9 protein-coding genes and 2 pseudogenes are annotated in these 12,994 nt (G+C 61.4%); 1 reads left to right on the plus strand and 10 read right to left on the minus strand.

Annotation, left to right across the window (positions count from 1 at the left end; all coding sequences use genetic code 11):
• Positions 1-128: 128 nt before the first annotated feature.
• From B9Z03_RS01970 to B9Z03_RS01980, 3 genes and pseudogenes are all read right to left on the minus strand, one after another.
• A pseudogene (locus B9Z03_RS01970) lies at positions 129-751 on the minus strand (LuxR C-terminal-related transcriptional regulator).
• Between the two features lie 80 nt (positions 752-831).
• Positions 832-2,136, minus strand: coding sequence for a serine hydroxymethyltransferase (glyA, locus tag B9Z03_RS01975; RefSeq protein WP_085462643.1), 1,305 nt, complete (start codon positions 2,134-2,136; stop codon positions 832-834).
• Positions 2,137-2,170: 34 nt separating this feature from the next.
• Positions 2,171-4,864, minus strand: coding sequence for a phosphoenolpyruvate carboxylase (locus tag B9Z03_RS01980; RefSeq protein WP_085462644.1), 2,694 nt, complete (start codon positions 4,862-4,864; stop codon positions 2,171-2,173).
• Between the two features lie 233 nt (positions 4,865-5,097).
• Here B9Z03_RS01980 and B9Z03_RS29230 point away from each other — a divergent pair, with 233 nt between their 5' ends.
• Positions 5,098-5,340, plus strand: coding sequence for a hypothetical protein (locus tag B9Z03_RS29230; protein WP_139832127.1), 243 nt, complete (start codon positions 5,098-5,100; stop codon positions 5,338-5,340).
• Between the two features lie 85 nt (positions 5,341-5,425).
• On the opposite strand, the pseudogene B9Z03_RS01985 reads toward B9Z03_RS29230, so the two are convergent.
• From B9Z03_RS01985 to B9Z03_RS02015, 7 genes and pseudogenes are all read right to left on the minus strand, one after another.
• Positions 5,426-5,635: pseudogene (locus B9Z03_RS01985) on the minus strand (bifunctional folylpolyglutamate synthase/dihydrofolate synthase); the annotation flags it as partial.
• A gap of 460 nt (positions 5,636-6,095) precedes the next feature.
• Positions 6,096-7,400, minus strand: a complete 1,305-nt coding sequence (locus B9Z03_RS01990; protein ID WP_085462645.1) for a glycerate kinase type-2 family protein — start codon at positions 7,398-7,400, stop codon at positions 6,096-6,098.
• On the minus strand, positions 7,400-8,374 hold the full coding sequence (locus tag B9Z03_RS01995) for a 2-hydroxyacid dehydrogenase (protein WP_085462646.1): 975 nt from the start codon (positions 8,372-8,374) through the stop codon (positions 7,400-7,402). The genes B9Z03_RS01990 and B9Z03_RS01995 overlap by 1 nt, the downstream gene beginning before the upstream one ends.
• Before the next feature lie 47 nt (positions 8,375-8,421).
• Positions 8,422-9,321, minus strand: a complete 900-nt coding sequence (gene sucD / locus B9Z03_RS02000; protein ID WP_085462647.1) for a succinate--CoA ligase subunit alpha — start codon at positions 9,319-9,321, stop codon at positions 8,422-8,424.
• Positions 9,322-9,333: 12 nt separating this feature from the next.
• On the minus strand, positions 9,334-10,518 hold the full coding sequence (locus tag B9Z03_RS02005) for a malate--CoA ligase subunit beta (RefSeq protein ID WP_085462648.1): 1,185 nt from the start codon (positions 10,516-10,518) through the stop codon (positions 9,334-9,336).
• A 13-nt stretch (positions 10,519-10,531) separates the two neighbouring features.
• Positions 10,532-11,497 (minus strand): HpcH/HpaI aldolase/citrate lyase family protein, encoded by a 966-nt coding sequence (locus tag B9Z03_RS02010; RefSeq protein ID WP_085462649.1) that lies wholly within the window; start codon positions 11,495-11,497, stop codon positions 10,532-10,534.
• A gap of 10 nt (positions 11,498-11,507) precedes the next feature.
• Complete coding sequence (locus B9Z03_RS02015) at positions 11,508-12,698, minus strand: aminotransferase class V-fold PLP-dependent enzyme (protein ID WP_085462650.1); 1,191 nt, start codon at positions 12,696-12,698, stop codon at positions 11,508-11,510.
• Between the last annotated feature and the right edge of the window lie 296 nt (positions 12,699-12,994).

The following is a 12,994-nucleotide window of genomic DNA, read 5'->3' on the forward strand; positions in this document are numbered from 1 at the left end:
TGTTTTAAATCCCTGTGAAGACGGCATGGTGGAAGCCGAACTCTGACCTCCGCCACTAGCGTCACGTACTCCATGGTGTGGCCATAGATGCGTCATCTGGCACCTCCTGCGCCACTTTGAATATGGGCTTATCGCGGGCTCGGTTGCGGGCCTCGGTTGCGCTCACTGGCGTAGAGCGCGGCCGCCATGGCGCGGTTACGCACACCTTGTCGTAGAAATTCTTCAGGTGATATTTCACCGTGTTCCCCGAGATCCCGGTCCGGGTAGCGATCTGCAGGTTGGTCCAACCGTCGGCCAAACACCGAGCAGTTCGAGTTCGCGCGGCGTCAGCGGCATCTCGTTGATCTTGCCAACATATATATAGGGAATGCAGATGCGGCCATTGTGGACCGCAAGCAGAGTATCGACCAGGATGCACGGATCGTCGAACTGGTAGCAGAAGCCCTGCGCGCCGAGCCGCACGCATTGCTTCAAAATGATCGTTGGAAAAGACAACCACCTGCGCAGCAAGTTCCCGACGCCGAAGCTCGGCCAACACGTCGCCGGCATCCATGTCGGACAATTTCCAGCCGAGGATGGCTACGTCGAAGGCTGGCTGCGTTCCCTCGATGGCCCGAATGAACGGTTCGCCGCTCCGGATGCCCATGACGGAATCGAAGCGGTCGTCACGGCCTATCAAGTTGCACAATGCCGAAATCACCAGCGGATTGCGTTCGGCAATCAAGACATTGAGCTTCTTCTTTTGCGCCATCGGTTAGTCATCCAACATCGGCCTCGTGTCGACGCATTCCAAGCCTAGACTCCGGCCATGCCGCTCCGCAGCGACAGGAATTAGTCGTAGATTCGGAATCGGTCGACCAGTTCGCGTGTTTCTTCGCGAACGCTTGACTCTATTGCGGCGTTGCCCTTTTCGCCGTGAGCTGCCAGGCCGTCGATCACCCGCATCGTCATGCGCCCCACCTGACGGAACTCGTCGATAAGGAAACCGCGGGTCGTGCAGGCGGGCGTGCCAAGCCGGACACCTGAAGTGACCATCGGCCCCTGCGGGTCGAACGGAATGCCGTTCTTGTTGCAGGTGATGTGGGCGCGGCCGAGGGCCGCCTCCACCGCCTTGCCAGTAAGGTTCTTGCGACGCAGGTCGACCAGCATCAGATGCGTGTCCGTACCCCCCGAGACGATGTCAACGCCGCCGTCAGCGAGCGTTTCGGCAAGCACTTTGGCATTTGCGACGACATTGGCCGCATAGACCTTGAAGTCGGGATTCAGCGCCTCGCCGAAGGCCACTGCTTTGGCAGCGATGACATGCATCAACGGCCCACCCTGCAGGCCGGGAAACACCGCTGAATTGATCTTCTTGCCGATCTCCTCATCATTGGACAGCACCATGCCGCCGCGCGGGCCGCGCAAGGTCTTATGCGTGGTCGTGGTCACGATATGGGCGTGCTCGAGCGGGTTCGGATGGACGCCGCCGGCGACCAGGCCGGCAAAGTGCGCCATGTCGACGAACAGCTTGGCGCCGATCTCGTCGGCGATCTCACGGAACGCCTTGAAGTCGATGATACGCGGATAGGCCGAGCCGCCGGCGAGAACCACCTTCGGCTTGTGCTTGCGCGCAAGGTCGCGCACTTGGTCGAGGTCAATGCGATGGGTATCGGGCCGAACCCCATAGGAAACGGCATTGAACCACTTGCCTGACTGGTTGGCCGCCGCGCCATGAGTGAGATGCCCGCCGGCGGCGAGGTTGAGACCGAGGAAAGTGTCGCCCGGCTGCATCAGCGCCATGAACACTGACTGGTTGGCCTGGCTGCCGGAGTTGGGCTGGACATTTGCAAAGCTGCAGCCGAACATAGCCTTGGCACGCTCGCGCGCCAAATCCTCGACCTCGTCGACGAACTGGCAGCCGCCATAGTAGCGGCGGCCTGGATAGCCTTCTGCATATTTGTTGGTCAGCACCGAACCTTGCGCCTCAAGCACCGCCCTGGAGACGATGTTTTCGGATGCGATCAGCTCGATTTCGTCGCGCTGACGATTGAGTTCGCGCTGCACGGCGTCGCCGATGGCGGGATCCGCCTGAGCCATGCCCGTGCGGAAGAAACCATGTGCACTTCCAAGGCCAGGTCTGGTGGTGATGTTCATGAGGTTTCTCCCTTTGCGGCGCCATGCATTGTGGTCACCCCGTCCAGCCCAGGCCGGCGGAAATGCAGTTGATAGAAAACAAAAGCGCGGTTGTCGCCGGCTTAGGCGTTGCAGCGGCGCTGTCCTGCGTCCTGACCTCGCGTAAGAGCTGCACTTGCAGCCGGTGTGTACTGTCCATCTGCGGTCTGATGCGGTCGAAATGCCGCTTGAAAGCAGGGAACCGCTCTGAAAGCTTCACGCCGCCATTGACCGTGGCGATCATTTTTCGGGTCAGTACAAATTCTGCAGCGATCTTCCGATAAATGCGTTCGCCCGCCTCGCGATCCTGCACCAGACCGGCATACAGTCGGCCAATCTCCATGTCTGACTGATAGAGTCCCTTGTCGACCTCGTCGATGATGAGACGGAAGAAGCGCGACCGCTCGAACATATGCCTCAGCAGCTCCAGCCCGGCGTCGCCGCGAACATTGACGAACGAGTTGAGCGCGCTGCCAATGCCGTACCAATTGGTCAGCAGATGACGGTTCTGGCTCCAGGCAAAAACCCATGGGATGGCACGAAGATTGGAGATATCGCCGCTACCGAAACGGCGCGCCGGGCGTGATCCGATCTTGAGCAGCGACAGCTCCTCCACCGGGCTCGCCTGGTTGAAATAGTCGATGAAGCCACGTTCATTGATGAGGCCCGAGTAGGAGGCCTGTGACATACCGGTCAGCGCTTCGAGCGCCTCGCTGAACTCGGGCATATCTTTGAGCTCGGCTTCGTTCTGCGATTTGACGCTGTGGGCAAAAACGCTCGCCGCCAGGATTTCGAGCTGGTAAAGCCCCGTGCCGCGATTGGCGAATTTCGACGACACCACCTCGCCTTGTTCTGTCACGCGCATGGCACCGCCGACAGTACCGGCAGGCTGGGCGGCGATCGCCCGGCCGGTCGGCGCACCGCCACGGCTGACCGAACCGCCACGGCCATGGAAGAAGCTGATCTTGACGTTGCGCTTTTGGCTAAGGCCCGTGATCCGCCTCTGTGCCTTGTTCAACTCCCAATTCGACGCGAGGAAGCCACCGTCCTTGTTTGAGTCGGAATAGCCGAGCATGACTTCCTGCCGGTTGCCAAAATCGCGCACAGAGCGGCGCACGATGGAGATGCTGAACAACTGGTCGAGGATGTCTGGTGCGGCGCGCAGATCGGCAATGGTCTCGAACAGCGGCACGACGCGAAGCGCAATGGTTCCGCTACCGTCGACCGCCGTTGCCAGCCCGGAATATTGCGCAAGGAGATAGACGGCCAGAAGATCGTCGGTCGACCGCGTCATCGAAAGGATGAAGGCGCCAACGGGGCCGCCGTTCAGCCCAGTCGAAGCTTTGCGGATGACGTCGAACAGGTCGAGAAGCTCCTGCGCTTCGTCGGACAGAGCCAGCCGGTCGACCTCCAGCTGTTCGCCGGAATTCAGCGCCGCTCTGATACGCGATGTCCATTGCGGCGTGTCAGGCGCCGGTGCGCCGGCCGCGTCGGCGAGCTTGAACAGCTCGGTCAGAACGCGATTGACGACGGTGGAGTTCTGGCGAATGTCAAGGGAAACGGTGCGGAAGCCGAAGGTCTCGACCTGTTGTCGCAGGGGCCGGACGAAACGCTTGGCGATCAGCTTGCCGCCGAGCTGGGCCAGCACGTTTTCCAGCTCACGGAGGTCGGCTTTGAAGGCATCCGAACGGGCATAAGGCTTGGCCGAAGCCTCGCCGCGCATCGCCTCCAGGCGGTCGAGCATCGCGGCAGAGAACTGGCGCAACGGCTCGTCGGGGTTTCGCGCAACGATCTCGGCGGCATTGCCGCTGCGATGCAATGCCCGTCCGAGCGCCTTCGTGAAGGTTTCCGGGATGTTAACGACATTGGCACTGACGCTGAGCACGGTGACCAGCCGGCGTACCTGTTGGATATACCAGCCGATGATAGCTTGGCGGCACTCGTCAAGCGCACAGACAGTGATGCTGGCCGTTACATTCGGATTCCCGTCACGGTCACCGCCTATCCATGACGCGAAGCGCATGAAGGATGGCACCTTAAGATCATACTCCGGGTAGTGCCTCGCCAAAGCCTCTTCGACACTGTCATAAAGCTTGGGCGTCGCGTCAAAGATAACCTCGCGAAAGAAATGCAGCCCCCAGGCGATCTCGCGTTCCACCGATGGCCGTTCGAGCCGCAGTTCGCCCGACATCCATAAGAGCTCGATTTCGCTCTTGAGGTCGTTGATATGCTGCTCGCGCTCGCGCGGTGCCCAACGTTGCTGTTCGAGTTCGGTCAGCTTGCGGTAGATGCGGCGATGGATTTCAAGAACGGTGACCCGCTTGGCTTCGGTCGGATGCGCCGTCATCGTCGGTCCGACGCAGAGGTCGTCGAGGGTGGCCTGGATCTGTTCCGCAGGGTAGCCGCCGGCTGCCATTTCGCCAATGACATTGGCGAAGGAGCCGATTACCTCGTCGGCGCCGCCCATCTGCTCGAGCGCGCGGCGCGAACGCATGGCAAGCAGTTCATTGGCGATCGCGACGAGCTGAAACCAGATGCCAGTCGCCTGCAACGCAGCAATACGCCGCTCGCTTGCTAGCGCATCGAGGCTCACGCGGCCGGCAAGTACCTCTGCCATATAGGGCTCGCGTTCACCGACAACGGCCAGAAGCAGCCTGAAAAGAAGGCTGCGGATGTCCTCGCGAAAGTTGAGTGGTCTGCTCTCCTCCAAGCGACACCTATTCATCTGGTATTGTTCCGGAAGTCGAACCGTTGAAACAATCGTCCCGAAATCCTGTGTTCATGAGAGCAAGCAGACCGGTTTTTGGCCTCTTTGAAAACGCCCGGACGGGTAGATTTCCCATTCGTTCGGGTGGTTTCCGCATTGGCCGAAAGATGATGGCCGCACTCGAATTGGACAACGCACCGCCGGCCAGACATTTTTAACAGGGGTCCAATTTGTAAATGTACGGCAAGCATCAGAAGAATGCAGGTGAACTTCAGCTCAAACATCGCATTGCTCCGGCACGACTACACGAGCTTAAAAAGGAACATGCATGCAGAAGTGCTGCGGGAACTTTCCAGGGCCACGCGCCCATCATTCTGCATAACGCCTTTCATGACGCGCTCGAAGCGCTCGAAGACCACGCTGCAGGCGCTGTCGCGGCCGCCCGCGTGCCGCTGACGGCTTTCTTTCGTCGTCGCTAGGAAGGACGCCCAACGCCGTCTGCGTCAAGTCGTCAAGCCGTCGATGTCACGCGCCGCGGTATGCGTGCCGGGCATCATTGCAACCTCAATCCGGTGGCGTTCCATTCTGCTCCAGTACCTCACCGGCGAGATAGAGCGATCCGCCGATCAGGACGCGCGGAGCGGGTTCGCTCCGGTTCCAGCTGTCGCGCAAGCGCTCAAGGGCGTTGGCGACGGAGTTGATAGGGTCGGCAGACAGGCCGGCCGCTACCGCTCGCTTGGCAAGTTCGGCACTCGGCACAATCCGGTCCAGCGAGAGGTCGAAGCCTTTCGGGTGGAGCGCCATCAGGCGGCCGATTTCCCGATCAGCAGCAGTAAAAGATCGCTGACCCCCGGCGGGGAAGCTTTTGATCAAGGCGGCATGCCCGAAATGGTCAGCGAGAGACATGTCCAGATCTAATCCGGGCTGAAGCCTGGTGAAGTCGGGGCGCCATCATCAGACTTCAAGCCTACTGTCCTGCGGGTAGCGGCATATTCCTCGTCCGCACACTTGTCATAGGCCAACGCAGTACCCATGGGGCTCCAGACTTCAGGTTTGGAACTTAGAACGCGATGGCGATCGGCAAGCGTCGGGAAACGTTGCGAGCATGTCATTTGATCTACTCCACATTCATATCGTACCAGCCGCTTGTTCTTGCCTTCTCGCCTTCGAAGCGGGCGATGCAACAGGCGGGATCCACGGGACAAGGCGTCTAAACCGGAGCACCCAGCAACCGTCATCGCATCAGCAAAATTTGGAGGTCGGCGACATTGGTGCCGGTTGGGCCTGTGATCAACAAGTCACCGGAGGACGCCAGCGCGTGGTAGGAATCATTGTTGTTCAGACGAGCTTCTGGGCTCCCGCCCAGCCTGCGCATCCATTCTGTCGATCCAGCATCGACAAGGCCGCCCGCCGCATCTGTCGGGCCGTCTCGACCGTCGGTACCACCGCTTAGAAAAACCCATGGTCGCCTGATCGAGGTGCGCTCGTTGAGCAATGCGAATCGAAGCGCCAGTTCCTGGTTGCGCCCGCCCTTGCCATTCCCACACACCTTGACGGTCGGTTCTCCTCCGGAGACGATAGCGAGCGGGCCATCCTGTCTCGCTGCGGATACAGCCAGACGGTGGAGCGTTTCTGCTGCTTCCGACACGTCGCCGCTCAGCCAGTCGTCGGCCTTCACGACCACGGGGTAATCCGAGCCGGCACTTCTCATCACCCGTTGCAGGCTGATCGCGTTGCTGCCGACAACAACATTTTCGACATGGTCGAAGCTCGCCGCTTCGAGGTCCATCCGGGCGGCTGAACCATCGAGGTACGCGCGCAGGGTCGGGGGCAATTTCTCAAACAGGTCGTGGCGTTTGAGGATCGCGGTGGCGTCCGCCGCCGTGGTCAAGGGTTTTGCGGTCGGGCCGCTGGCGATGGTGGCGACATCGTCGCCGGGCGCGTCCGAGAGAATCAGCGACAGCATTTTTGCGTCCGAAGCAAGCTGGGCGAGGCGCCCGCCCTTCAACCTTGAAAATCTCTGCCTGATGGCGTTGACCGCGGTAATGTCGGCGCCGCTGCGGATCAGTGCTTCATTAAGTGCGATCTTGTCGGCGAGCGCGATCCCAGGCGCCGGCGCGCAGACAAGTGCCGAACCGCCGCCGCTGATCAGAACAAGCAGCAGGTCGCCGGGCCTTGTCGAACGCGCGGCGCTTTCAATTGCATCAGCGCCTCGGCAGCTTCCCTCGTCGGGCAGCGGATGGCCGCCGGCGATGACTTGGACGCCATCGATCTCGGCAAGGTTCTCTCGATTGGTGACCACACAGACCGTGTGGATCTTGTCACCAACGAAAGGCAGGGCCGCTCGCGCCATTGGGCACGCGGCCTTGCCGAAGGCGATCAGGGTGACCCGTCTGGCCGCAGCTATGATCTCCCTCCGCGCATTTAAGGCCGAAGCAACTGCGCACCCGGGATCGGATGCGGCAATGCCCTCACGAAACAGTTCAATTGCCTGCGCGCGAAGCTTGATCAAAGCCGAAGCCGACCAGCCAAAGGCCATCACACCACCCGGTCCGGTACGGGGTTCCCCTCGAAGAAAGCGACAAGGTTCTCGACCGCCCGCATGCCCATGGCTACGCGGGTTTCCTCGGTAGCGCTGCCAAGATGCGGCAAAAGCACCACATTCTCCATGCGCTTCAGGGCGTCGGGAATGTAGGGCTCACCCTCGAAGACATCGAGGCCCGCGCCGGCGATCTTGCCGCCTTCGAGCGCATCGATCAAAGCGCCTTCGTCAACCACGTCGCCGCGAGCGGTATTGATGAGGAATGCCCTATGTTTCATCGCTGCTAGGCGAGAGGCGTTGATCAGGTGCCGGTTCTCGCCGCCGCCCGGGCAATGGAGCGAGACGAAATCGGCCTCGGCCAGCACGTCCTCGATTGTGGACAGCTGGCGTGCGCCCATAGCACGGATTTCCTCGTCGTCAACGTTGGAACGGTTGTAGAAGAGTACGTCCATATCGAAACCGAAATGGGCCCGCTTCGCAGTTGCCTTGCCGATGCGACCCATGCCGATGATCCCGAGCGTCTTCCCAGACACTTTTGTGCCGATCATGTGGGTCGGGCACCAGCCGGCCCAATCGCCGGCGCGCAGCTGACGCTCTGCCTCGCCCGCCCGCCGGGCGACCGAAAGCAGCAGGTTCATGGCGATGTCGGCAGTGCAGTCGGTCAGCACGCCCGGCGTGTTGGTCACCACGATGTCGCGTTCGCGCGCAGCGCCGATATCGATGTGGCTGAAGCCGACGCCAAAATTGGCGAGCAGCTTCGTGCGGCTATCGGTGTCCGGGAACACCGATGCCGGCAGCTTGTCACTGACGGTTGGCAGGATCGCATCAAAATTCAGGAACGCCGCCTTGAGCTGGATCGGGCTCAGTGGCGCGTCGCTCTGATTGAAAGTCGTATCGAACCGCTCCGCCAGGATGTGTTCGACTGCCGCAGGCCAGCGCCGCGTAACGATAACGCGTGGTTTCATTTTCATTTCCTGGTCGACATGAAGGGGCGGCCGGCGCCGTCCCGAAGGCCGCGTCAAGCGGCCTTTTTTTGCTGCTCCAGCACGCCCGCGATGGTCGGACCAAATGCCGCCGGCGTCGGTACGATTGTCACGCCGGCGTCACGGAGGATCTCGACCTTCTCCTGTGCGGACTCGCCGAATGCCGAGATGATGGCCCCAGCATGACCCATGCGCTTGCCCTTTGGCGCCGAAAGACCGGCGATGTAGGCAATCAGCGGCTTGCGCATGTGGTGCCTGGCCCATTCCGCGGCTTCGGCTTCCTGCGGGCCGCCGATTTCGCCGATCATCACCACGGCGTCAGTATCCGGATCTTCCTCGAACAGCTTTAGGATGTCCTTGAAGGAGGAGCCGTTGATCGGGTCGCCGCCGATGCCGACGCTGGTCGAGACACCGATCCCGAGCGCCTTCATCTGCGAGGCGGCCTCGTACCCCAGAGTACCGGAGCGGCCGACGATGCCGACACGGCCCGGCAGATAGATGTTACCGGGCATGATGCCCATCAACGCCTGACCGGGCGTGATGACGCCGGCGCAGTTCGGGCCGACCAGCCGCATACGGTCCTCGTAGCGGAAACGGCGCATATAGCGCTTCACCCGCATCATGTCCTGGGAGGGGATGCCGTCGGTAATGCATACACAGAGCTTCAGGCCGGCATCGGCTGCTTCCATAATCGAGTCGGCCGCAAAGGGTGGCGGCACGAACACGATCGAGGCTTCGGCCCCTGTCTCGCGCACCGCGCCCTTGACGGTGTTGAACACGGGGATGCCCTGGTGCATCAGCCCGCCCTTGCCGGGGGTAACGCCACCGACCACGTTGGTGCCGTAGCGCTTCATGTCGTCGGCGTGGAAGCTGCCGATCTTGCCGGTCAGACCCTGGACTATAACCCGCGTCCGGCGATTCAAAAGAACTGCCATTTCGACCTCCCCTTAGTGTTTTTTCGATTTGGAGAAGGCGCGCATCGCCTCGACCGCTTTGTCGGCTGCCTCGGCGAGCGTATCGGCCACAACCACCTTTTCGCCCGACTCGGCCAGGATGCGCCGTCCCTCCTCGACATTGGTTCCGGCAAGCCGCACCACCAGCGGCACGTTGACGCCAACCTCACGGATCGCTTTGATGACACCCTCGGCCACCCAGTCGCAGCGGTTGATGCCGGCGAAGATGTTGACCAGGATTGTGGCGATGTTCTTGTCGGCCAGAACGGCACGGAACGCTTTGGCCACACGCTCCGGCGAGGCGCCGCCGCCGATGTCCAGGAAGTTCGCTGGCTCGCCGCCAGCGATCTTGATCATGTCCATCGTCGCCATTGCGAGGCCAGCACCGTTGATGATGCAGCCGATATTGCCGTCGAGACCGACATACGACAGGCCGCGGTCGCTGGCGAAGGTTTCGCGCGGATCTTCCTGGGACTTATCGCGCAGTTCCGAGATCTCGGCTCGGCGGAACAGGGCGTTCTCGTCGAACGACATCTTGGCATCGAGCGCGATCAGGTTACCGTCGCGGGTCACCACCAGGGGATTGATCTCCAGCATCGAAGCGTCGAAATCGCGGAAAACGCGATAGCAGCCGAGCAGCGCGTCTACCGCCTTGCCGATCAGGCTGTTTTCAAGCCCCAGGCCGAAGGCGATCTCGCGAGCCTGAAACTGCTGCATTCCGGCGCCCGGATCTACGATGGCGCGGATGATTGAATCGGGCTGCTTTTCTGCGATTTCCTCGATCTCCATCCCGCCCGAGGCCGATGCCACGATCATCACGCGCTCTGACTTACGATCAAGCACGATCCCGAGATAGATTTCCTGGCGGATGTCGACGGTCTCCTCGATGTAAAGGCGCGAGACAAGCTTGCCTTTTGGGCCGGTCTGGTTGGTGACCAGCTTGCGGCCGAGCATGGCTTCGGCCGCTTCGGACACTTCGTTGTCTGTAGTGCAGATACGGATGCCACCGGCCTTGCCGCGCGCGCCGGAGTGGATCTGCGCCTTGACCACCCACTTGCCGCCACCAATCTCGCTGGCGCGGTAAGTCGCCTGCTCGGGGCTATACGCAAGGCCGCCGCGAGGAATTTGCACCGAATAGCGCGAGAGCAGGTCTTTGGCCTGATATTCATGAATATCCATCTTGAACTCCTCCTCAGTTTGGCAGGCTTGTGCGCGACCGTGTCGAATGCTCGATCGCCTCGTGCATGACCAGCACATTGCGCGCCATACGTTCGGATGCGGCGTCGATCATCTTGCCGTCGAGGGCGGCGGCACCCTTGCCCTGCTCTTCAGCTTCCTTGAGGACTTCGATAATTCGACGGGCGCGGGTAACTTCCTTTTCCGGCGGTGAGAAAACGGCGTTCGCCAGTTCGATCTGCGAGGGGTGGATCGCCCACTTGCCTTCAATGCCCAGGGCCGCTGCACGCCTGGCGGCGGCGATGTAGGCCTCCGGGTCGGAGAAGTCGCCGAATGGCCCGTCAATGGGACGCAGCCCATAGGCGCGGCAGGCGACTGTCATCCGCGACAGCGCAGCGTGCCATTGGTCGCCAGGATAATCGGGGTTGAGACCGCCGATGCTGACAGTGCGCGCCTTGCAGCTTGCGGCGTAGTCGGCCACACCGAAATGCATAGCCTCAAGCCGCCCACCATAGGCGGCGATGGCTTCGACATTGGCCATTCCAAGCGCCGTTTCGATCAGGGCCTCGAGGCCGACGCGGGTCTTGAAGCCCTTGGCCGTCTCGATCTGCGTGACCATGGCGTCGACCATGTAGAGATCGGCCGGAACGCCAACTTTTGGAACGAGGATAGTGTCGAGGCGGTCGCCTGCCTGTTCCATCACATCAACCACATCGCGGTACATGTAGTGGGTGTCGAGGCCGTTGATGCGGACCGAAATGGTCTTGCCCTTGGCACGCCAGTCGATCTCGTTGAGCGCCTGTATGATGTTCTTGCGCGCCCGTTCCTTGTCTGGAGGTGCGACAGCATCCTCTATGTCGAGGAAGATGTAATCGGCGTCCCCGTCGGCGGCCTTGCGGATCATCTCCGGGTTGGAGCCCGGGACGGCGAGCTCGCTACGCTGCAGGCGAAGTTTTCGCAGGTGGTGAAGTGTATGGCTCATGCGTTCCTCCTCATGCCGCTTTGGCGACAGCCGGCTGGGCCGACAGGCGATAGTGTTCGAGTGCGGCGCCCACACCGGAGCCTGGCTGGACCTTTACGCCGCAATCGCGCAGAGCCATTTCAGCCGCCGAGATCGCGCCGCACATCATCACCTCGTTAACCCAGCCGAGATGGCCGATTCGGAAGACTTTGCCGGCAACCTTGTTAAGGCCGACACCGAGCGACGTCTGGTAGCCGTGATATGCGCGACGAACGACGTCCGCGCTATCGATCCCCTCAGGGACCAAAATGGCGCTGACGGTGTCGGAATGCCACTTCGGTTCCTTAGCGCAGACATGCAGGCCCCACGCGTCAACCGCCTTGCGCACGCCCGTAGCAAGCCGGTTGTGACGCTCGAAGATGCGTTCCAGGCCTTCTTCCTGGATCAGGTCGAGGGCCGCACGCAGACCGCGCAGCAACTGTACCGCCGGCGTATAGGGGAAAAAGCCGGTGTCGTTGGCGCGGATCTGGTCCTCGAAGGAGAAGTAGCAGCGGTGGTGCTTGGCCGCCACTGCCGCGGCCAGCGCCTTTTGGCTGACCGACAGGAAGCCGAGACCGGGCGGCAGCATGAAGCCCTTCTGCGAGCCGGAGACAGCGAGATCGACGCCCCATTCTTCCTGGCGGAAGTCGATCGACCCGACAGAGGATACGCCATCGACGAACAGCAGAGCCGGATGCTTGGCAGCGTTGAGTGCCGCCCGCACTGCGGCGACATCGCTGGTCACGCCGGTCGCGGTTTCGTTGTGGGTGACAAAGACCGCCTTGATGCGGTGTTCCTTGTCCTTGGCAAGACGCTCGGTGTAGATTTCGACCGGAACGCCCGTTCCCCATTCCACATCGACCACGTCAACGTCGAGTCCGAAGCGCTCGGCCATGTCGACCCACAGATGCGAGAACTGGCCGAAGCGCGACATGAGCACCCGGTCGCCAGGGTTCAAGGTGTTGGTGATCGCCGATTCCCAGGCACCCGTGCCCGAGGAGGGAAAGATGAAGACGCGGCCAGTCTCGTTGCGGAACACTTTCATCAGGTCGGTGAAGAGGCCGCGTGTGAAGCTAGGATAATCCGGCGCGCGCATATCCTCCATCGGCATGTTCATCGCCTGCCGGACGACCTCCGGAACATTCGTCGGTCCCGGAACGAAGAGCTGGGTGAAGCCGGCCATAAAATGTCTCCCGAAGATCGTCGCGGGCACGGTGCCCTATCTGTGGCGTTCGGAAGGATGATCGGTTTTGCGCCCACCGCTCACAACACCTGTCCAGATAGATTAGCGGGCTCCGGGGCGTTGGGCTGAGCCCACTCTTTCAGGTGCAGGGGCGTCCTATCGGATAGGTCGGAACCTACCCAGGCGCATCGGCAACCGAGCACCATTTCCGTCCTGTCCACCCCGCTATCGCAGGTCGGCGCGGTGTCTCCTGCTCCCATTCGTTCATGAAATGGTTGAATTCGGCGGTAGACGGG

This window comes from Mesorhizobium australicum, from assembly GCF_900177325.1.
Taxonomy (GTDB): Bacteria; Pseudomonadota; Alphaproteobacteria; order Rhizobiales; family Rhizobiaceae; genus Mesorhizobium_A; species Mesorhizobium_A australicum_A.